Annotated in this window: 19 protein-coding genes; 10 read left to right on the top strand and 9 right to left on the bottom strand. The window is 66.5% G+C overall.

Going from position 1 to position 21308, the window contains the following annotated elements; all coding sequences use genetic code 11:
• Positions 1-14: 14 nt before the first annotated feature.
• The 3 genes from ACZ9YD_RS03290 to prmB form a co-directional block, all read right to left on the bottom strand.
• Entirely contained in the window at positions 15-1040 is a 1026-nt protein-coding gene (locus ACZ9YD_RS03290) for a 2-hydroxyacid dehydrogenase (protein ID WP_465073714.1), read from the bottom strand.
• Entirely contained in the window at positions 1033-2151 is a 1119-nt protein-coding gene (gene aroC, locus ACZ9YD_RS03285) for a chorismate synthase (RefSeq protein WP_465073713.1), read from the bottom strand. Before aroC ends, ACZ9YD_RS03290 begins: the two co-directional genes overlap by 8 nt.
• Before the next feature lie 368 nt (positions 2152-2519).
• Positions 2520-3491: a 50S ribosomal protein L3 N(5)-glutamine methyltransferase gene (gene prmB, locus ACZ9YD_RS03280; RefSeq protein ID WP_465073711.1), complete on the bottom strand. Its 972-nt coding sequence runs from the start codon at positions 3489-3491 to the stop codon at positions 2520-2522.
• Between the two features lie 111 nt (positions 3492-3602).
• On the opposite strand from prmB, the gene ACZ9YD_RS03275 reads away from it, so the two are divergent.
• Together ACZ9YD_RS03275 and asd are read left to right on the top strand one after the other, a co-directional pair.
• Positions 3603-4268 carry an SCO family protein gene (locus tag ACZ9YD_RS03275; RefSeq protein ID WP_465073710.1) on the top strand — a complete coding sequence of 222 codons (666 nt, stop codon included), beginning with the start codon at positions 3603-3605 and terminating at the stop codon, positions 4266-4268.
• Positions 4265-5113 (top strand): archaetidylserine decarboxylase, encoded by an 849-nt coding sequence (gene asd, locus ACZ9YD_RS03270; RefSeq protein WP_465073709.1) that lies wholly within the window; start codon positions 4265-4267, stop codon positions 5111-5113. Before ACZ9YD_RS03275 ends, asd begins: the two co-directional genes overlap by 4 nt.
• A 213-nt stretch (positions 5114-5326) precedes the next feature.
• Here asd and ACZ9YD_RS03265 read toward each other — a convergent pair whose 3' ends face one another.
• Positions 5327-6886 (bottom strand): transglycosylase SLT domain-containing protein, encoded by a 1560-nt coding sequence (locus tag ACZ9YD_RS03265; protein ID WP_465073707.1) that lies wholly within the window; start codon positions 6884-6886, stop codon positions 5327-5329.
• Between the two features lie 127 nt (positions 6887-7013).
• Between ACZ9YD_RS03265 and ACZ9YD_RS03260 the strand changes: the two genes are divergently transcribed.
• From ACZ9YD_RS03260 to ACZ9YD_RS03250, 3 genes are all read left to right on the top strand, one after another.
• Positions 7014-8513 carry a helicase HerA-like domain-containing protein gene (locus ACZ9YD_RS03260; protein WP_465073706.1) on the top strand — a complete coding sequence of 500 codons (1500 nt, stop codon included), beginning with the start codon at positions 7014-7016 and terminating at the stop codon, positions 8511-8513.
• 151 nt (positions 8514-8664) lie between these two features.
• Positions 8665-9171, top strand: coding sequence for a transcription elongation factor GreB (gene greB / locus ACZ9YD_RS03255; protein ID WP_232117211.1), 507 nt, complete (start codon positions 8665-8667; stop codon positions 9169-9171).
• Between the two features lie 47 nt (positions 9172-9218).
• Complete coding sequence (locus tag ACZ9YD_RS03250) at positions 9219-9749, top strand: hypothetical protein (protein ID WP_465073705.1); 531 nt, start codon at positions 9219-9221, stop codon at positions 9747-9749.
• A gap of 220 nt (positions 9750-9969) precedes the next feature.
• Here the strand turns inward: ACZ9YD_RS03250 and ACZ9YD_RS03245 are convergent, their stop codons facing one another.
• Both ACZ9YD_RS03245 and rimO read right to left on the bottom strand, forming a co-directional pair.
• Positions 9970-10365, bottom strand: coding sequence for a hypothetical protein (locus ACZ9YD_RS03245; RefSeq protein WP_465073703.1), 396 nt, complete (start codon positions 10363-10365; stop codon positions 9970-9972).
• Positions 10362-11732, bottom strand: a complete 1371-nt coding sequence (gene rimO, locus ACZ9YD_RS03240; protein WP_465073702.1) for a 30S ribosomal protein S12 methylthiotransferase RimO — start codon at positions 11730-11732, stop codon at positions 10362-10364. Before rimO ends, ACZ9YD_RS03245 begins: the two co-directional genes overlap by 4 nt.
• Positions 11733-11906: 174 nt before the next feature.
• Here rimO and ACZ9YD_RS03235 point away from each other — a divergent pair, with 174 nt between their 5' ends.
• Both ACZ9YD_RS03235 and ACZ9YD_RS03230 read left to right on the top strand, forming a co-directional pair.
• The gene (locus tag ACZ9YD_RS03235; RefSeq protein ID WP_465073701.1) at positions 11907-12596 is read left to right on the top strand and encodes a dienelactone hydrolase family protein; all 690 of its coding nucleotides are present in this window, start codon (positions 11907-11909) and stop codon (positions 12594-12596) included.
• Positions 12593-13009 (top strand): HIT domain-containing protein, encoded by a 417-nt coding sequence (locus ACZ9YD_RS03230; protein WP_465073700.1) that lies wholly within the window; start codon positions 12593-12595, stop codon positions 13007-13009. Before ACZ9YD_RS03235 ends, ACZ9YD_RS03230 begins: the two co-directional genes overlap by 4 nt.
• Before the next feature lies 1 nt (position 13010).
• On the opposite strand, the gene ACZ9YD_RS03225 is transcribed toward ACZ9YD_RS03230, so the two are convergent.
• The 3 genes from ACZ9YD_RS03225 to apbC form a co-directional block, all read right to left on the bottom strand.
• The gene (locus ACZ9YD_RS03225) at positions 13011-13520 is read right to left on the bottom strand and encodes an RDD family protein (RefSeq protein ID WP_465073699.1); all 510 of its coding nucleotides are present in this window, start codon (positions 13518-13520) and stop codon (positions 13011-13013) included.
• 31 nt (positions 13521-13551) lie between these two features.
• Positions 13552-14124, bottom strand: coding sequence for a dCTP deaminase (gene dcd, locus ACZ9YD_RS03220; RefSeq protein ID WP_232117224.1), 573 nt, complete (start codon positions 14122-14124; stop codon positions 13552-13554).
• Positions 14125-14206: 82 nt separating this feature from the next.
• The gene (gene apbC / locus ACZ9YD_RS03215) at positions 14207-15064 is read right to left on the bottom strand and encodes an iron-sulfur cluster carrier protein ApbC (RefSeq protein WP_465073698.1); all 858 of its coding nucleotides are present in this window, start codon (positions 15062-15064) and stop codon (positions 14207-14209) included.
• A gap of 440 nt (positions 15065-15504) precedes the next feature.
• Here apbC and ACZ9YD_RS03210 point away from each other — a divergent pair, with 440 nt between their 5' ends.
• From ACZ9YD_RS03210 to metG, 3 genes are all read left to right on the top strand, one after another.
• Positions 15505-18336: a TonB-dependent receptor plug domain-containing protein gene (locus ACZ9YD_RS03210; protein WP_465073766.1), complete on the top strand. Its 2832-nt coding sequence runs from the start codon at positions 15505-15507 to the stop codon at positions 18334-18336.
• A gap of 134 nt (positions 18337-18470) precedes the next feature.
• Positions 18471-18896 carry a DUF2147 domain-containing protein gene (locus tag ACZ9YD_RS03205; protein ID WP_465073697.1) on the top strand — a complete coding sequence of 142 codons (426 nt, stop codon included), beginning with the start codon at positions 18471-18473 and terminating at the stop codon, positions 18894-18896.
• Positions 18897-19220: 324 nt separating this feature from the next.
• Complete coding sequence (gene metG, locus ACZ9YD_RS03200) at positions 19221-21293, top strand: methionine--tRNA ligase (RefSeq protein ID WP_465073696.1); 2073 nt, start codon at positions 19221-19223, stop codon at positions 21291-21293.
• The last annotated feature ends 15 nt before the right edge of the window (positions 21294-21308 follow it).

Here is a 21308-nt window from a genome sequence, read left to right as displayed (position 1 = left end):
GCCCGCCCTGATGCTCAGGCGGTTCCCGGACGTTTCGCGTCGGTATCGTCCTGTTTCGCCGGCGCAATCACGCTCGGCGGATGACCGGCATCCGGGCCCGCGCCGAGCGCGGCAATCAGGTTGTCGACTGCGAGCGTGACCATCGCGCGGCGCGTGGCGAGGCTGCCGCTGGCGATGTGCGGGGTCAGCACGATGTTGTCGAGCGCGAGCAGGCGCGGATCGACCGCGGGCTCGCCTTCGAACACGTCGAGTGCGGCCGAGGCCAGGCGGCCGTTCTCGAGCGCATCGGCCAGCGCGATTTCGTCCACGATGCCGCCGCGCGCGATATTGGTCAGCGTCGCGGTCGGCTGCATTTTCGCCAGTGCGGCGGCGTCGACGATGTGGTGGCTGGCGGCCGAATAGGGCAGCACGAGCACCAGGTGATCGGCCTGTGCGAAGAGCGTGTCGAAATCGACATACGACGCGTTGAACGCGCGCTCGACATCGGCCGGCAGGCGGCTGCGGTTGTGATAGATCACGCGCATATCGAAGCCGGACGCACGCTTCGCGATGCCCTGCCCGATCCGGCCCATGCCGAGGATGCCCAGCGTGCTGCCGTGCAGATCGGCGCCGAGCAGGCCCTTGAAATTCCAGCCCTGCCATTTGCCGGCGCGCAGATGGCGCTCGGCTTCGGTGACGCGGCGCGCGGCGGCCATCATCAGCGCGAAGCCGAAATCGGCGGTCGTCTCGGTCAGTACATCGGGGGTGTTGGTGGCGACGATGTCGCGCGCGTGCAGCGCATCAATGTCGAGATTGTTGTAGCCGACGCCGACGTTGGCGACTGCGCGCAGCCTCGACGCATCGGCGATTGCATCACCGTCGATGCGCTCGTTGAGCGTCACCAGCGCGCCGTCGACCTCGCGCAACGCGTCGGAGATCGCGGACGCGTCGTGTTCGCTGACGACCGGCACCTGCACCACGTCGAAATGCGCGTTCAGGCGCTCGACGATGTCGTCGAACAGCGGCTGCGACACCCAGACCTTCGGTCGTGAGTCAGCCATCGATGCGTCCCGGAATCCGCGGCGTCACGGTGCCGACATCGCCGCATTGCGCGCGATGGCGCAGCGCCTGGTCCATCAATACCAGCGCCAGCATCGCCTCGCAGATCGGCGTCGCGCGAATGCCGACGCAGGGGTCGTGGCGCCCGGTGGTGATCACTTCGACCGTGTTGCCGTCAGTGTCCAGACCCTCCGCCGGCAGGCGCAGGCTGGACGTCGGCTTGAACGCCGTCGACACCACGATCTGCTGGCCGGTGCTGATGCCGCCGAGCACGCCGCCAGCGTGATTGGATGCGAAGCCCTGCTGCGTCATCAGGTCGCGGTGTTCACTGCCCTTCTGGGGAATCGATGCGAAGCCGGCGCCGATCTCGACGCCCTTGACCGCATTGATCGACATCATGGCCGCAGCCAGATCGCCGTCGAGCTTGCCGTAGATCGGCTCGCCCCAGCCCGGCGGCACACCATCGGCGACGGCGGTCACGCGCGCGCCGACGGAATCGCCGGATTTGCGCAGCGCGTCCATATAGGTTTCGAGCTCGGGCACCTGCGCGGCGTCGGGCCAGAAGAACGGATTCGATTCGACCACGTCCCAATCGATCGCGGCGCTGTCGAACTGCGCCGGCACGATCTCGCCCAGCTGCGACAGATATCCGTGTACGCGCACGCCGAAGCGATCATTCAGCCACTTTTTGGCGATCACCGCCGCGGCGACGCGCATCGTGGTCTCGCGCGCCGACGAGCGACCGCCACCGCGCGGATCGCGGATGCCGTACTTCTGCCAGTACGCGTAATCGGCATGCCCGGGCCGGAACTGCTGGGCGATGTTGCCGTAGTCCTTGCTGCGCGCATCGGTATTGCGGATCAGCAGCGCGATCGGTGTGCCGGTGGTCAGGCCTTCGTAGAGGCCACTGAGGATTTCGACCTCGTCGGCCTCGCGCCGCGCCGAGGTATGCCGCGTCTTGCCGGTCGCGCGCCGTGCCAGATCTTCGGTGAAATCCTCGACCGCGAGTGCAATGCCGGGCGGACAGCCATCGACCACACAGCCGATCGCCGGCCCGTGGCTTTCGCCAAACGTCGTGACGGTAAACAGTTGGCCGAAGCTGTTGCTGGACATGGGACGGGGCGTCGGAGCGACGCGGCACGAAAACGCGGGCCGGCAAGCTTAGCGCGACCGGGCCGCGCGTGGACGCATGGTTTCTGGGCGAACCGTTGGGTACAGCTCGGCAGGCATCGCGCAGAACTCACATCACCGCCCCAGCGGCTTTCAACAGACGTGTGTCTGGTCAAGCTGGGGCCCGTTTTGATGTCCACGAAGATCAGAATGGATCCCGGCTTTCGCTGGGATGACGGGAATCCCGGCTTACGCTCGGATGACGGGAACCTGCTGTCAGCGAGCCGGCAGGCATTGCGCCCGCTTGTGTCTGTCATTCCGGTTTGACCAGACATGCGTCTGTTGAAAGCCGCCGGCATGACGACATCGAATCAGAACAGCTCCGCCCCTGCACTCCCCGTCACCGCCGCCGCAGCGGGCGTCTTGCCCTCGCGCTCCGCCGCCAGCTGGGTGATGCGCGCGCTGTGCGTGACCAGGTCGTGGCGTTCGACGACAAAGATGCCCATCTGGCCGACCTGGAACTCGATCCACATCAGCGGCAGCTCGGGCAGCAGCTTGATCAGGTGCTGCTCGGATTCGCCCACTTCGCAGATCAGCAGGCCGTCTTCGGTCAGGTGCAGCGGGGCGTCGCGCAGGATCTTCAGCACGAGGTCCAGACCGTCGTCGCCGGCGCGCAGGCCCATCTCGGGCTCGTAGCCGTACTCGCGCGGCAGCGCGTCGGTCTCATCGTTGGTGACGTAGGGCGGATTGGTGACGATCAGGTCGTAGTGCTCGCCCTGCAGGCCGTCGAACAGGTCGGATTTGAGGAAGCGCGTATTGCGCACTTCGAGCCGTTGCTCGTTCTCGGCCGCCAGCGTGAGGGCCTCGTCGCTGAGATCGATACCGTCGACGTGCCAATCCGGGTTGTGGTGCGCCATCGCGATCGCGATGCAGCCCGAACCGGTGCACAGATCCAGCGCGCGACGCACTTCGCGGCCGCCCAGCCAGGGCTCGAAACCCGACAGAATCAGCTCGGCGATCGGAGAGCGCGGCACCAGTGCGCGCGCATCGGACTTGAAGCTCAGACCGGCGAACCAGGCCTCACCAGTCAGATAGGCGGCGGGCACGCGCTCCTCGATGCGACGCAGGAACAGGCCCAGCACGTCCTCCTTCTCCGACAGCGTGATCCGCGACTGGCCGTAGACCGGGCTCAGGTCATGCGGCAGGTGCAACGCGTGCAGGGTGAGCTGGGTCGCCTCGTCGATCGCGTTGTCGTAACTGTGACCGAAGGTCAGTCCGGCGGCGTTGAAGCGACTGGCGCCGTAGCGGATCAGGTCGACGATCGTCTGCAGTTCTTCGGTCATGGCGCGCGGAGCTCGGGACGGCTTGATGGCCGCGGATTATAGGTCACCGGCCCGCCACGGCCTCCGACAGCGCGCCGGTTATCATGCCCGGCGCTCGAACCGGACTTCGCGATGTTCAACAGGACCACCCTCGTCATCCTCTGCATCGCCCTCGCCGGCGGTCTCGGCCTGCTGGTCGCGCAGAAGTATTTCGCCTCGAGCGGCAGCGCTGCGGCGCCGAAGCTCGAGGTCGTGCAGCTGTATCCGGCGCCGCGCGAGCTGCCCGATTTCGCGCTGCAGCAGTCCGACGGCACGCAGCTGCTGCCCGGCGAACTCGCCGGCCACTGGACGCTGGTGTTCATCGGCTTCACGCATTGCCCCGATGTCTGCCCGATGACGCTGACCCATCTCGCCCAGGCGCAGCGCCAGTGGGAAGCGCTGCCCGAAGCGACGCGCCCGCGCGTGCTGCTCGTGTCCGTCGATCCCGAACGCGACACGCCCGAACGCCTCGGCGACTACGCGCACGCCTTCCACCGCGACACGTTGGCCGCAACCGCGGACATCCCGTCGCTGGAGCGCTTCGCGCGTTCGCTGTCGATGGTGTTCGCCAAGGTGCCGCTGGACCGCGACGCGCCCGACGGCGCCTACACAGTCGACCACAGTGCGTCGCTGGCCGTGCTCGACCCGCAGGGCCGCATGGCCGGCGTGGTCTCGGGCAGCGTGCTCAACGCCGAAACACCGCGCCCCGAAGCCGTCGCCGCCGACCTGCTGCGCCTGACCGCCGAGCATCGTCCATGAGTCTCGTCACATCGCTGACCTACGCCCTGCCGCACCGCTATCTGTCCTCGCTGGCACGGCGGCTCGCGTATTCGCAGCATCCCGGCACGCGCCGCTGGCTGATCGACACCGTGGTGCGCAAGTTCGGTGTCGACCTGTCGGAGGCGGCGAACTCCGACCCGGCGTCCTACGCCAGCTTCAATGCGTTCTTCACCCGCGCATTGCGCGAGGGCGCGCGCGTTGCCGACCCCGATCCGCGCGCTCTGGTGATGCCCGCTGACGGCCATATCAGCCAGTGCGGCCCCATCGAAGCGGGTCGCATCTTCCAGGCCAAGGGCCAGTCGTTCACTGTTGCCGAACTGCTGGGCGACGCAGCCGATGCCGCGCCCTATCTCGACGGCAGCTTCGCGACGGTCTACCTGTCGCCGCGCGACTACCACCGCGTGCACATGCCGTGGACCGGCACGCTACGCGAAACCGTGCATGTGCCCGGCCGACTCTTCAGCGTTGGCACCGCGGCGGTCTCGAAGGTGCCGCGCCTGTTCGCCCGCAACGAGCGTCTGGTCTGCCACTTCGATACCGACTTCGGCCCGATGGTGCAGGTGATGGTCGGCGCGCTGCTGGTCTCTGGCGTGGAAACCGTCTGGAGCGGCGAGGAAATTCCCGCCTACGGCGACCGCATCCAGCGCAAGGACTGGCGCGGCCAGGGCATCACCCTGCAGCGCTTCGAAGAAATGGCGCGCTTCAACTACGGCTCGACGGTCATCGTGCTGTTGCCCAGGGGCGTGGCCGATCTGGACCCGTCACTACATGCCGAATCGCCGGTGCGGCTGGGGCAGCGGTTGGCGGTGCGCAACGACGGTTGAGCTCTATAGCCCTCCCCCGTACACGGGGGAGGGTTGGGTGGGGGCAAACGGCCCGGCCTCGGCTCAGCCCTCCCAAGCGAGTTCGAAGACGAAAGCTCGTCCGATGATCTGTCGTCGGTCCTGATGCTTCGCCCCCATCCCAGCCTTCCGCCCGTGAAGGGCGCAATGCCCCGCACGCGGGGGAAGGGGCACATCCGTCGCCCCGACGAGATCTCAGCGGCTGCACCCCTCCAATTTCAACGACTGCCCCTGCCGGAGCGCATATGCCGGCGCGCGCAGGCCGTTCGCACGGGCCAACACTGGCACATCGCACCCATATCGCTGGGCGATGCTGCCGAGCGTTTCGCCGCGTGCAACGCGATGCGTGCGTGCAGGTGCCGGTGCCGGTGCGGGCGCAGCTTCCGGCGGACGCGGCGCAGACGCGGACGGCGGCACCGCAGCCGGCGGCGGGTCGCCGTCCGTCGACAGCACTTCGATCGCACCGGTGCGCACGATCGCAGCGCGCGGATCGCTGTTGACGAGTTCGGCCGCGAGATCGGCGCGTTCGCCGCGCACGCACCAGCGCTTGTACAGGCTGGCCATGCGTGTGGTGCCGGCGAGCGTAGTGCCGACCGGCAGCAAGCTCTCGGCTTCGTAACTCGGATTGAGATTGCGCAGCGCGCGCATGTAGCCGTCGCGGGTGTTGCCGTTGCCGAGGCAGATCGTCAACTCGTAGATCGACGCCGGGCGCTCGAGGGTGAAGGTCGCCGGACGCGTGTCGATCTTCGGGAACGTCAGGCCGTATTCCTGCGGATGCAGGTACAGCCAGGCCGCGGCAATCACCATCGGCACGTAGTCCTTGGTCTCGGCCGGGAACTGGTTGTAGACGGCCGGATCCCAGAAGCTGCGGCCGGCTGCCTCGCGGTAGACGCGCAGCGCGCGACCTTCGCCGCCGTTGTAACCGGCGAGCCAGTACTCGATCTCGTTGCCGTGCTGGGCGAAGCGCTCGTTGAGATACACCGCCGCCGCATCGGCCGCCATGCGTGGGTCGTAGCGCGTATCGAAGCCGGTGCCATCCGGGCCGAGGCCGAAACGGCGCCCAGTCGCCGGCATGAACTGCAGCGGCCCGGCAGCACCGGCGCGCGAACGCGCGTGCACGCGACCATTGGATTCCTTGGCGAGGATGCCGAACAGCAGCGCCTCGGGCAGGCCGCTGCGCTTGAACGCCGGCGACATCAGGTGCTGCATGTACTGGTAGTTCTCCTGGCTGGTCATCAGCGACACGCGCATGTCGGTAAGCCAGCGACGGATCGACGCCTGCACGGCCGGGTTGAGCTGGACCATGCGCTTGAAGCGCTCGTCCTCGGCCAGCAGCGCCGACGCGCTGGCGGCGGCCGGCACGTCGGCGGTCGGCAGCGTGCCTTCCAGTCCGTCGACATCGGCATCGTCCGGCCCCTGCCCGGCCTGGGCGTCGGCATCGGACTTGAGCAGGCGCTTGTAGGTGGTCAGCAACTGCGGAACGCTGCAGCCGCGCTGCTTCTCGCAGGCCAGCATCACGTCTTCCATGTCCTCCAGCGCCGCGTTGCTGGCATTGATGCCGGCCGGATCGTCGTTGGCGATCTGCACCAGCGCCTGACGGTAGCGGGCCTCGGCATCGAGCATGCGCTGGTTGAGCGCCTCGCCGGCTTCGCGGTCGCGGCGCGACTGCGCGTTCGCATCGGTGGCCGTAGCGGCCAGCGCGAGCGCCAGCGCGAGGGCGCCCAGGCGCAGCGTCGTGGAAACGGAATCTCGCATCGTGACGGGGGTCCAGCAGACAGGGCCCGCAGGGTAGCCCCGCCCGTTGCAGCGCGGCAAGGCGCGCAGCGCGAACTGCAATGCAGTCGCTAGAATCGCGACACTCACCTCAAGGAGCGCCAGCGCGATGGATCCGATCCTGCTCGGCAAGGCCGTCACCACACCCGACGCCGGGCCCGTCCACCTGCTGCCGAAGCTCGGCAACCGCCACGGACTGGTCGCCGGCGCAACCGGCACCGGCAAGACCGTCACCCTGATGACGCTGGCCGAAGGCTTCTCGCGCATCGGCGTGCCGGTGTTCATGGCCGACGTCAAAGGCGATGTCGCCGGGCTGGCGGTCGCGGGTACGGCCAACGACAAGCTGCTCGCGCGCGCGGCCGAGATCGGCGTTGCCGACTGGGCGCCGGCCGCGAGTCCGGTGGTGTTCTGGGATCTCTACGGCAAGCTCGGCCACCCGGTGCGCACGACGGTCAGCGAAGTCGGCCCGCTGCTGCTGGCGCGCATCCTCGAGCTCAACGACACCCAGTCGGGCGTGCTCGATATCGTGTTCAAGCTCGCCGACGACCGCGGCCTGCTGCTGCTCGATCTCGCCGATCTGCGCGCGCTGCTGGGCGTGGTGACGGACGAACGCAAGGACATTTCCACGCAGTATGGCCTGGTCAGCCCGCAATCGGTGGCCGCGATCCAGCGTTCGCTGCTGCGGCTGGAACAGGACGGCGGCGATCATTTCTTCGGCGAGCCGGCGCTGGAACTCAACGATCTGATGCGCACGTCCACCGACGGCCGCGGCGTGATCGGCATCCTCGCTGCAGACCAGCTGATCCTGCGCCCGCGGCTGTATTCGAGCTTCCTGCTGTGGTTGCTGTCGGAGCTGTTCGAGACGCTGCCGGAAGTCGGTGATCTCGACAAACCGAAGCTCGTCTTCATCTTCGACGAGGCGCATCTGCTGTTCAACGATGCGCCGGCCGCGCTGCAGCAACGCATCGAGCAGGTGGTGCGCCTGATCCGCTCCAAGGGCGTGGGCGTGTACTTCTGCTCGCAGTTTCCCGACGACGTGCCCGACAACGTGCTCGGCCAGCTCGGCAATCGCGTGCAGCACGCATTGCGCGCGTTCACCCCGCGCGACCAGAAAGCTGTCCGCACCGCGGCCGAAACATTCGTGCCGAATCCCGCGCTCGATGTCGCCAGCGCGATCTCGCAGCTCGGCACCGGCGAGGCGCTCGTATCCACGCTGCAGGACAAGGGCGTGCCGATGCCGGTCGAGCGCACGCTGATCGCACCGCCGCGCTGCCGCATGGGCGCGATCACGCCGGAAGAGCGCGCGCAGGTGCGTGCGAACAGCCCCGTCGGCGGCAAATACGACACCGCGATCAATCGCGAATCCGCCGCCGAGCTGCTCGCGAAACGCGCCGAAGATGCGACCGCGCAGGCCAAGGCGCCGCCGGCGAAGACCGCACGCGACGCCGAGGCCGACGAGGGCGAAGGCGGCGTGGGCCGCTCGATCAACGAATTCCTGTTCGGCACCAGGCGCCGCCAGGGCGCGGTGCAGAGCGCCGGCAAGCAGGCGGTCCGCACGATCACCAATCGCATCGTGCGCAATCTGCTCGGCGGGATCCGCATGAAGTGAGAACCTGCCCAAGCTCCTGCTGCGCTTGCCAGCTGGCGTGCGTGCGGTGCTCGGAATGCTCACGTACCGACCGTACGCTGCGCTTCCTGCGCGCCGCCGCACGCCACCCGGCTGCGCCCGCGATGGATCTTGAACAGGTTCGGAGACATCAATGAGCCGCTGGCGTCCGCCCGCAGAGAAGAGCACCGCACTGATCACGCCCGAAGGCCACGCGCGCCTGAAGGCGGAGCTCGACGATCTGTGGCGCGTGCGCCGGCCCGAGGTCGTGCGCGCCTTGTCGGCCGCGGCTGCCGAAGGCGACCGCTCGGAGAACGCCGAGTACACCTACCGCAAGAAGCAGCTCGGCGAAATCGACCGGCGCGTGCGTTATCTGTCGAAGCGGCTCGAATCGCTGCGCGTCATCGACGCCGCTCCCAGCGATCCCGACGCCGTGTTCTTCGGCGCGCATGTCGAGCTGGAAGACACCGACAGCGGTGAACTGGCGCATTACCGCATCGTCGGGCCCGACGAGACCGACGCGAAGGCCGGCTGGATCAGCATCGATTCGCCACTGGCGCGGGCGATGCTGAAGAAGCGGGTCGATGACGAGTTCGAGGCGCAACTGCCGAGTGGCCTGGTGCGCTTCGCGGTACTCGCCGTGGACTATCGCGCGGCGTGAGCGCGACGGGTCTTTCTGCGTCACGATGGCGCTCGAAAGCGTGCCTCGTGAGCGTGTGGCTGCTGCCGTTCGCGTTGCTCGCCCTGCCCGCCTGCACGCGAGACGCTTCGACGCCCGTTCCATCGCAGGGCAACGCAGCGCGCCCCGCGTCCGACGCCAAGACGCTGGCGCATGTGGATCTCGCGCACCGACTGCGGCGCTTCCTGATCGAACGCAGCCTGCCCGGTGTCGCGCGCGGTCAGACAGCAGCCGATGACGAGCGCTTCCGGCTCGGCGCGTTCTGGCGCGCCCGCACCGACACCCATCACTTCGGCGCCGACTTCCAGTCGCGGACGGAGAACGCCCTCACCGCAACGGGTTCCGCGCCGGCCGCCGATGCCGCGCTGCGCCGGCTGCGCGACACCGTGGATGCACGCCTGCCCGCGTGGCAGGCGCTGGTCGACTACAACGCCGCGGGCACGATGGGCGACGACGGTGGCGGCGAAGGCCGGCGTCTGCTGCCGTGGGCGATCGCGTCGATCGACGCGATCGAAGTCGCGACCTGGGATTACGTGGACGCGGTCGGGGCGACCCGCTGACACACAGGCGCCATCAGTGCGGTCGCGCGAATACGCGGTGTCCAAATGCCCTCATCCACCGCGGTTCTCGCTCCGGACCCGCCCGCGGATGGAAGGGTGGTATCGACACGCGCAGCGTGGCGGCATGGGCGACCCGCGGCTCGGGCGCGCTGGATCGCGCACAGCACAACCCGTCAAGTCTCCGGCGGGTGATGCGACCGGACACGTGCAGCGCATCACCTCAATCGACGCGCCGCATCTCGAAAATCCCGTCGTCCGACAACGCGGTGAAGTAACCGGTCGTCGACGTGAAATTCTTGTCCGGGAACTCGGTGCCGGGCGACACGCGGCAGAACAGGAACGCACGCGAATACGCGCACTGCAGACGCGCCTCGGGACCGATGTCCGGGAACAGGCCGTGCTGCTCCATCGCGCTCAGCGGCAGCAGGGCCAGCCCTTCGCCACGGAACATCGCCAGCCAGCCGCGGCCTTCGGCGCGCACCACCAGTTGCGCGTCGGCAGGAAACGCCGCCCCGCCTTCGCCGGCCGGCCGATACGTGCCACTCAAACCGTCGGCCGCCTGCGCGAAGCCGGTCGCGCACAGCGCAGCCGCGAGCATAGCCGCGCGGCGGATCACGCCAGGACCTCGGCAACCTCGCCGTACAGATCGTGCTCGTCGCTGCCCATGATCGCCACGTCGACGAAATCGCCGGGCTGCAGATCGGCCTCGCGGCCATCCTGGATCTGCACCACGCCGTCGATCTCGGGCGCATCGCCCATCGAACGTGCGATCGCGAGATCGCCATCGACCATGTCGACGATGCACATCTGCACCGTGCCGACCTTGGCCTCGAGCCGAGCGGTCGAGATCTCCGCCTGCTTCTCCATGAAGCGCGCGAGACGCTCCTGCTTCACTTCCTCGGGCACCGCGTCGGGCAGCGCATTGGCGGTCGCCCCGGTGACCGGCGAGTACGCGAACGCACCCACGCGATCGAGCTGCGCCTCGTCGAGGAAGTCGAGCAGCTGCTGGAAATCGTCCTCGGTCTCGCCGGGGAAACCGACGATGAAGGTGCTGCGGATCGTCAGTTCCGGGCAGATCTCGCGCCAGCGCGCGATGCGCTCGCGGGTCTTGTCGATCGCGCCGGGACGCTTCATGAGCTTGAGAATGCGCGGGCTGGCGTGCTGCAGCGGTACGTCGAGATACGGCAGCAGTTTCGGCATGCCATCAGCATGGCGCTCGGTCATCAACGGAATGATGTCGTCGACGTGCGGGTACGGATACACGTAATGCAGGCGCGTCCACACGCCGAGTTCCGACAGCCCTTCGCACAACGCCTTCATGCGCGTGGCGTACTGGCGCTCGCGCCAGGTGCGCTCGGCGTAACGCACGTCGACGCCATAGGCCGAGGTGTCCTGCGAGATCACCAGCAGTTCGCGCACGCCGCCGCGCACGAGCTTCTCGGCTTCGCGCAGCACGTCGTCGACCGGGCGCGAGACCAGATCGCCGCGCATCGACGGAATGATGCAGAAGCTGCAGCGGTGGTTGCAGCCTTCGGAAATCTTCAGATACGCGTAGTGCTTGGGCGTCAGCTTGATGCCGATGTCGTCCATCGCGGCGCGGCGCGGCACCAGATCGATGAAGGGATTGTGCGTCTGCGGCGCTGCCGAGTGCACCGCGCGCATCACCGAGCCGTAGTCCTGCGGGCCACTGATCGACAGCACGCCCGGATGCGCCTCGCGGATCACCTCTTCGCGCTTGCCCAGGCAACCGGTCACGATGACCTTGCCGTTCTCGGCGATGGCCTCGCCGATCGCGTCCAGCGATTCGGTCACCGCCGAATCGATGAAGCCGCAGGTGTTGACGACGACGACGTCGGCATCGTCATACGTCTGGACGATGTCGTAGCCCTCGACGCGGAGCTGGGTGAGGATGCGTTCGGAATCGACGAGGGCTTTCGGACAGCCGAGGCTGACGAACCCGACCTTGGGATTGGCTGCGGACATGGGAACCGTGGCTTGAAGATGGCCGCCGAGGGCGGCTGGGATCGCGGTCGCGCGGCGTGACGCCCGCGCGCGATGGCCGCGCAGTATACCGCCGGCCCGCCTGTGGACCGGCCGCACGGATTCGCCGTTCGCGACTCGGTTAGACTCGGGGCGCCACCTGAACAGGGATTCCCCATGGGCCGGGACGTCATCCTCGCCACGCCCTCCGGACCGGTGAACGCCTGGCGCGCGGATCCGCCCCACGGCGCTGCCGCGCTCGGCGCGGTCGTCGTGATCCAGGAGATCTTCGGCGTCAACGCGCATATCCGCAGCGTCGCCGACGGCTACGCGGCCGCGGGCTACGTGGCGCTGGCGCCGGCACTGTTCGACCCGGTCGCGCGCCACGTTGAACTCGCCTACGACGCCGACGGCTTCGCGCGCGGCCGCGAACTCGTTGAAGCGCTGGGCACCGAACGTGCCGTCGGCATCCTCCGCAGCTGCCGCAGCGCGCTGCAGACCGAAGGCCATCGCGGCATCGGGGTGGTCGGCTTCTGCTGGGGCGGCACGCTGGCCTTTCTCGCCAATACGCGCCTGGCGCTGCCCGCGGTCAGCTATTACGGCGCGCGCACCGTGCCGTTCCTCGACGAACCCCTGCAGGCACCGATGCTGTTCCAGTTCGGCGCCGAAGATTCCGCGATCCCGCCCGAGGATATCGAGCGCCATCGCAGCGCCCAGCCCGACGCCGAATTCCTGGTGCATCCAGGCGGGCACGGCTTCAACCGCGATGTCGACCCGGACCATTACCACGCAGCCAGCGCAGCCGCCGCACGCCGCGCCACCCTCGCCTTCCTCGATGCCGCCCTGCGGCAGGATGCGACGCCATGACCCACGCCGCCTTCGCGCTGCATCCGCAGCTGGCCGACGACACCCATCCGCTGGCGACACTCACGTTGTGCGAGCTGCGGCTGATGGACGACGCCAATTACCCGTGGCTGGTGCTGGTGCCGCGCATCGCCAGCGCGCGCGAGATGATCGATCTCGATGCCGACCAGCGTCGCCAGCTCACCGACGAAATCGACATTGCCGCGCGCCTGCTGCGGGATGCGTTCCAGCCCTACAAGCTCAACATCGCCGCGCTCGGCAACATGGTCGAGCAGTTGCATGTGCATGTGATCGGCCGCGAGCAGGACGATCCCGCGTGGCCGGCACCTGTGTGGGGGCGCGTCGCCGCACGGCCCTATACGCCCGAGCAGATCGTGGAACGCATCGGCCAGTTGCAGGCCGCGTTGCCGCGCTGAGTCAGCGCGCGCGGACCACGCGCGTACCGGCGACGAAATCGTGGCCGCAGCGGCGGTCCTGGCGGAAGATCATGCAGAGGCTGCCGAGCAGCACGAGCGCGCCCAGGCACGGAATGGCGCCGACCACCTGCATCGGAAAATAGCGCGCCACGATCGCGCGGACCGCCGTCACCGGCCGGCCATCGAGGGTGACGATGCGGATGCCGAGCAGGCGCTTGCCCCAGGTCTGGCCACCGATGTGCAGCGGCCATGCGTGGATCGCAGCGAAGATCAACATGCCGATCACCATCCACATCGCCTGCAGACCGAACCCGACCTGCTCACCGCGCTGCGCCGCATCGATCACCGCGCTCCAGTAGCCGCCGAGCCACATCACCGGCGTGATGACGGCCAGACCGATCAGGCCATCGATTAGCACCGCGCCCAGACGCGTGCCGCGCTCCGCGAGCTGCTCGCCGTCATCGATCTGCAGCTGCGCGGTCGGCGCCTGATAGGGATTCGTCTCGTGCATCGCAGCGTCCTTGCGTGATGGGTTCGAACGATCAGGTGCGCGGCAGGGTCACGCCGCGTTGCCCCTGGTACTTGCCGCCGCGATCCTTGTACGAGGTCTCGCACACATCGTCGGCATCGGACTGGAAGAACAGCATCTGGGCGACGCCTTCATTGGCGTAGATTCGCGCCGGCAGCGGCGTCGTATTGCTGAATTCCAGCGTGACGTGGCCTTCCCATTCCGGCTCGAGCGGCGTCACGTTGACGATGATCCCGCAGCGCGCGTACGTGCTCTTGCCAAGGCACACGACCAGCGTGTCACGCGGGATGCGGAAGTACTCGACCGTGCGGGCCAGCGCGAACGAATTCGGCGGAATGATGCACTCGTCGGCCTCGATGTCGACGAAACTGCCGGGATCGAAATGCTTCGGATCGACGATCGTCGAGTTGATGTTGGTGAAGATCTTGAACTCGCGCGAGCAACGCACGTCGTAGCCATAGCTCGACGTGCCGTAGCTGACGATGCGCTGGCCGGCGGGGTCCTGCTTCACCTGGCCCGGCTCGAAGGGCTCGATCATGCCCTGCTCGGACATGCGGCGGATCCAGCGGTCGCTCTTGATGCTCATCGTGGGGTTCCTGCGGCTCTGCGGCCTGGACGCGCATTGTCGCCGCACAGCCCGCCTGCGTCACCTTGCCGCGACGGCGGTGTCAGACCAGCGACGCGGAAATCGACATCGGCGCTCGCGGCCGCTTCTCGAGCTCCTCCACCAGCCGCCTCGCAGTGTCGCGATAGGCCTGCGCGGCAGGCGAATCCGGCGCCGCGACGACGATCGGCACACCGGCATCGCCCTGCGCGCGGATGCCGATCTCCAGCGGCAACGAACCCAGCAGCGGCACGCCGTACTGCGTCGCCATGCGCTGACCGCCGCCGTCGCCGAACAGATGCTCCACGTGCCCGCAGTTCGAGCACACGTGCTGGGCCATGTTCTCGACCAGCCCGAGCACCGCTACCTCGACCTTCTCGAACATCTTCAGCGCCTTGCGCGCATCGAGCGTCGCCACATCCTGTGGCGTGGTCACGATCACCGCGCCGGCGACCGGAATCTTCTGCGCCAGCGTGAGCTGGATGTCGCCCGTGCCCGGCGGCAGATCGACCAGCAGGTAGTCGAGCGCTTCGTCGCCACCCCACAGCGTGTCGTTGAGCAGCTGCGTCAGTGCCGATGTCGCCATCGGCCCGCGCCAGATCATCGGCGTGTCCTGATCGACCAGCAGCCCGATCGACATCGCCTCGATGCCATGCGCCCGCATCGGCAGGATCGACTTGCCATCTGGACTGTCCGGCTTGCCCGACAGCCCCAGCATCATCGGAATGCTCGGGCCGTACACATCGGCGTCGAGCACACCGACCCGCGCGCCATCGGCCGCCAGCGCAAGCGCGAGGTTCACCGCCGTCGTGGATTTGCCCACGCCACCCTTGCCGGAGCCGATGGCGATGATGTTGCGGATGCGGGGGAGTGGAGAAAGCGTCGCCTGGACGATTCGACTTGGAACCCGAGACTGCGTCATAAGAGAAAAAAGTGAGAGATAGCGTTGCATTGTTGCATCGCAGGATTCCGGCAGCTGTACAGCGCTCGCTTCTGAGTACGCCCACAGCCGCGATTCCTCAGTTGGCCACGTGGAACGCTCGTGAAGGTGAACAGCCGCGGGCTTCGGAGTGACTCACGAGGTGATGCGGTGCATGAACCGCCCTCGGCGGCTGACTTGCTTCCCTATCGAAGGTGTTTCGTTTCCTCCTCCCATCCGCTCACCGAAGCTCTCGGAGAACGCCTCGCAACTAAGAAGTTCCCCGCCTTGCCATGGGTATTTTTCTGACATGTGACAGCGGCATTAACCTCATGTTAAGTTCGACCTGTCTGTTTGCAGACAGGTCGCAGCTTGTGGGGAAAGGGACAGCTGAGGCCACCTCCTCCTTAGTCAGCAACTGGTCCAACCAGGGGAAATTCACGATGTCGCATCGCTCCACGCCGCACCGCAGCCGTCTTGCATCGGCACTTCTTGCAGCACTCCTCGTTCCGGCGTCTACCGCTGCTTTCGCGCAGGACACGTCCGACGAGGACTCCAGAGCCGCCCGCACTTCAGCGACGACGCTCGACAAGGTCACCGTGACCGGATCGCTGATTCCGCAGTCGCAGATCGAGACATCCACGCCGGTGACCGTGATCACCGCGAGCGATATCCAGGCGCGCGGCTTCTCCAGCGTCTCGGAAGTCCTGCAGCAGAGTTCGTTTGCCACTGGCGGCGTGCAGGGGTCCCAAAGTTCCGCGTCGTTCACGCAGGGCGCGGAAACCATCAGCCTGTTCGGTCTGCCGCCGGGTTATACGAAGTACCTGATCGATGGTCGTCCGATGGCCAACTATCCGGCGCTCTACAACGGCAGCGACACCTTCAACAACATCAGCGGCATTCCGATCGACCTGATCGAGCGCATCGAAATTCTGCCCGGCGGCCAGTCCTCGCTCTACGGCTCCGATGCGATCGCCGGCGTCATCAATGTGATCCTCAAGAAGGAGATGGAGGGCTCGGTCCTCAACATCCGCGGCGGCACCTACAGCGAAGGCGGTGGCAACAGCTTCCGCGGCAGCTTCGCGACCGGATTCCAGTCCGACGACGGTCGCACGAATGCGCTGCTCGGCATCCAGTACGAGGAGCGGGATCCGATCTGGGCGTACGATCGCGACATCACCAAGCAGTTCTTCACCCAGGGCACGACAGCTCCGCTGGCGAGCCGCGACTATCTGGTGGTCAGCCCGTTCAACAGCTACCGCTTCACCGACCCGAACAACTGCGCGAACGTGACCAGCCAGTTCGGTGGCACGGTCGGTCTCCAGCAGCGTCCGGGTTTCGGCGACGAGTTCTACTGCGGCTCGTTCTACACGCCGGGCTATCGCACGCTGCAGAATGGGAAGGAAGCCACGCAGGTCTACGGCAACGTCACGTTCGACCTCAACGACTCGACGCAGCTTTACGCCAACGTGCTGCATTCGGATGAGAAGATCTCGTACCACGTCGGCTCGAACTACACCTGGTGGGGCAGCAACACCGAATCGATGGGCTACTACTTCTGGGACCCGGCACTCGAGGATCTCGTGAGTCTGCAGCGCTCGTTCTCGCCAGAGGAAATGGGCCAGGGCGGTTTCAGAAACACCATGGCACACGACGAAAGCAAGTCGACTCGCGTTTCGCTCGGCGTCAACGGCGTCATCGGGGAGTCCTCCTGGGACTACGACTTCGGCTACACGCGGACCGACTACGAACTCGAAGAGATCGGCTTCGTCCGTTGGGCCGATCCGATCGATGCTTACTTCACTGATCGTGTTCTAGGCCCCCAGCTGGGGCTGGACCCGATCTACGGTGCCTACCCCGTTTACGCCCCCGACTACGCCGCGTTCTATTCAGCGATTTCGCCGGAGGATTTCGCCAGCTTCACCGGCTACGCGACCTCCCGCTCCAAGACCGTCGATCAGATGGTTCGCTTCCAGCTGACGAACGCCTCGCTCTTCTCGCTGCCTGGCGGCGATGCCGGCCTTGCGGTGGTGGGCGAAGTCGGTATGCAGGAATGGCGGTACAACCCGGATCCGGGCTACCTGGACGGTTCTGTGTGGGGCACCACTGCGGTATCGGGCGGCGGCGAGCGTGACCGCTACGCGCTGACCAGCGAACTGCGCCTGCCGGTCCTCGACCCGTTGACCGTCACTGTTTCGGGTCGCTACGACGCGTTCAAACCGGATGGCGGTGGCACGATCGACAAGCCGACCTACAGCCTCGGTCTCGAATACCGTCCGATCGAAGAACTGCTGATCCGCGGCAAATACGGCACCGCGTTCCGCTCTCCGACCCTTTCCGATCTTTTCCAGGGTGTGAGCGGCTACTACACCTCGGTCACCGACTACTACGGCTGCTCGCTTCTCGGTTTCACGCCGGGCAACACCGATGGATGCCCGGCTTCTCTGACGGGGCGTCAGGTTTTCGGCACCCAGGAAGGCAACGTCAATCTGCAGCCGATCGCCGCAGACGTCTGGAGCATCGGCGCGGTGTGGTCGCCCATCGCGCGACTGTCGATCAGCGTGGACTACCACAGCTGGGACATCGAGGATGAGGTGACGCAGCAGAGCAGCGATGCGTTGATGCTGCAGGAGTATCGCTGCCGTACCGGATTGGATGATGTATCGTCGCAGCTGTGTACAGCCGCACTGTCCCAGATCACGCGCAATCCGAACACAGGTCTGGTCACGGAGATCTACACCCCCAAGATCAACGTGTCCCGCCAGACGCTGGAAGCCTTCACGGCAGGAGTCAACTACGCGCATGAAATCGGCGTCGGCAACCTGATCTTCCGCGGCAACTACACCCAGAAGATCAACCACGAGTACCAGCAGTACGATGGTGATCCGCTTATCGACCTGCTCAACGATCCATATTGGAGCAGCGATCCGAAGCACAAAGCGGATGCTTCGGTCACCTGGGCGACCGATCGCTGGGCCACGACGCTTTACGGCAACTGGATCAGCGAGACGCCGAACTACCGCGCGCGCGTGATCGGCAACTACGCCGATCCGCTTTCCTGGAAGCTTGGCTCCTACATCACCTACAACGCCACAGTCTCGTTCAGCCCGATCGAGGATCTGCAGTTCTCTGTGATGGTCAACAACCTGACCAACAAGATGCCGCCGCTGGATGTGAGCTATCCGGGCACCTCTGGCGCGCCATACAACACGTCCAACTTCAACGCGTTTGGTCGGGCGGTCTACCTGGAAGCGAAGTACTCCTTCGGCCGTTGATCAAACTCAATTGAAGCAACATGGACGGCCCCCTTAACCGGGGGCCGTTTCTGTTCCTAGCGCCACTGGACGACCGACCTGGCCGCGCCTACGCTGCGAACCGGTGGAATCATCCATTACTTCGGGAGGGGTAGATGAAAAAGTTCTGTGTGGTCGTCCTGTTGGCGTGCCTGCCATTGGTATCGTTTGCCCAGCAATCGCCGGTGGGGCGCTGGAAGACCATCGACGACGAGACCGGTCGGGTGAAGTCGATCGTCGAGATCTCACAGGCGGCGAACGGCACGCTGAGTGGTCGTGTGGCGCAGGTGCTGCAGTCCGATCGCGGGCCGAATCCGGTTTGCGACAAGTGCACCGGAAACCGTCAGAACCAGCCGATCACCGGCATGACGATCCTGTGGGATCTCAAGCCGGACGGCAGCGAATGGTCGGGCGGCACGATTCTCGATCCGGCCAACGGCAAGACCTACAAGTCCAAGGCCAAGATGCTCGATGCCAACCGCATCGGTGTGTCGGGCTGCATCGCGTTCATCTGCCGCGAGCAGGTCTGGCAGCGCGAGTGAAATCGGCTTCGAATGTGTGAGTCAAAGGCCCGGCAACTGCCGGGCCTTTTTGTTTCTGATGGGATAGGCCTGCCCTCGCCACAGAGGAGTAGCGGGAGTGCGCAGGCAAACAAGGGCACCACGCTTCCTATGCGCGTTTCGCGCGCAGGCCTTATCGAACCCAAGTCCTGGCACCCGATCCACAGGAGAGCTTCGATCACGGTTCCTCTCTCGCATTAGCAGGGCGGCTGGAGTCAGAGGCCTCGCTATTCGAAGGCGCCAACGAAGGCCCCCGCCGACCCCATGCGATAATCCCGATCCGCCCGCTCTTCCAAGCCCCGCCCCATGTCGCGCACGCTGCTCGTCACCACCGCCCTGCCCTATGCCAACGGGCCGCTGCACCTCGGCCATCTGGTCGGTTACATCCAGGCCGACATCTGGGTGCGGGCGCGGCGCATGGATGGGGATACGGCACGCTTCGTCTGCGCGGACGACACGCACGGCACGCCGATCATGCTGGCGGCCGAGAAGGCGGGGACGACGCCTGAAGCCTTCATCGCGGACATCCAGGTCGGCCACGAACGCGATTTCGCGGCGTTCGGCGTGGACTTCGATTACTACGACTCGACCCATTCGGCTGGCAATCGCACGATGGTCGAGACGATCTATGCGCGTCTCGATGCGGGCGGTCACATCGCGCGTCGCGATGTCGCGCAGCTGTTCGATCCGGTGCGCGGCATGTTCCTGCCGGACCGCTACGTCAAGGGCATCTGCCCGAAATGCGGCACCCCGGACCAGTACGGTGACAACTGCGAAAACTGCGGCGCCACCTATTCGCCGAGCGACCTGATCGATCCGGTGTCGGTGGTCAGCGGCGCGACGCCGGAAGTGCGCGAGTCGGAGCACTTCTTCTTCGAGCTCGGCCATTTCGAAGCCTTCCTGCGCGAGTGGCTGGCGGGCGATGTCGCGGTGTCAGGCGTCAAGGCGAAGCTGGCCGAATGGCTCGACGGCGAAGGCGGCCTGCGCGCCTGGGATATCTCCCGCGATGCGCCCTACTTCGGCTTCGAGATTCCGGGCCATCCGGGCAAGTTCTTCTACGTCTGGCTGGACGCGCCGATCGGGTATCTCAGCAGTTTCAAGGCGCTGTGCGCACGCGAAGGTCTGGACTTCGATGCCTGGCTCGCGCCCGATGGCGGCGCCGAGCTGCACCACTTCATCGGCAAGGACATCGTCAATTTCCACGGCCTGTTCTGGCCGGCCATGCTGCACGGCGCCGGCCTGCGCGCGCCGACGCGCCTGCACGTCAACGGCTATCTGACCGTCGACGGCGCGAAGATGTCGAAGTCGCGCGGCACTTTCGTCATGGCGCGCACGTATCTCGACCAAGGGCTCGATCCGGAAGCGTTGCGCTACTACTTCGCCGCGAAATCCTCGGGCGGTGTCGACGATCTCGACCTCAACCTCGGAGACTTCATCGCGCGCGTGAACAGCGACGTGGTCGGCAAGCTGGTCAACCTCGCCAGCCGCTGCGCCGGCTTCATCGGCAAGCGTTTCGAAGGCCGTCTGGCCGACGCATTGCCGGAGCCGGAGACCTACGCGCGTTTCGTCGAAGCGTTGGCACCGATCCGCGAATCCTATGCGCGCAACGAGCCGGCCAGTGTGCTGCGTCAGGTGATGGCACTGGCCGACGAAGCCAACCGCTACATCGACGACCGCAAGCCGTGGGTGATCGCGAAGCAGGACGGCAGCGACGCCGAACTGCAGGCCGTCTGCACGCAGGGTCTGAATCTGTTCCGCGTGCTGGCGACGGCGCTGCGGCCGGTGCTGCCGCGCGTGTCGGGCGAAGTCGATGCGTTCTTCGCCGCACCGGCCGACATATGGTCCGCGCTCGACGCGCCGCTGCTCGGCCACGTCATCCAGCCATACGCCCCGCTCTTCACCCGAATCGACCCCAAGCAGATCGACGCCATGACCGACGCCTCCAAGGACACCCTCGCCGCTGCACCGGCCGCCCCCACCGCGGTGAAGAAGCCGGTCGAAGCACCTGTCGCGACGCCCGCGAAAGCCGCTGACGCGGATGCGCCTGCGCACATCTCGATCGACGATTTCGCGAAGCTCGACCTGCGCATCGGCAAGGTCGTCGCCTGCGAGTTCGTCGAAGGTTCGGAAAAGCTGCTGCGCTTCGAACTCGACGCCGGCGATCTCGGCATGCGCCAGATCTTCTCCGGCATCCGTGCGAGCTACGGCGAACCGGACACGCTGGTCGGTCGCAACGTGGTGTTCATCGCCAATCTCGCGCCGCGCAAGATGCGCTTCGGCATCAGCGAAGGCATGATCCTGTCGGCCGGCTTCGACGGCGGCGCGCTCGCGCTGCTGGACGCCGATGCCGCCGCGCAGCCGGGCATGCCGGTCCGCTGAGCCGGCGCGGCATCG

Source organism: Luteimonas sp. AC640a, from assembly GCF_979256585.1.
Note: the sequence above shows the minus strand (reverse complement) of the source record. Positions and strands in the feature narration are given on the sequence as shown.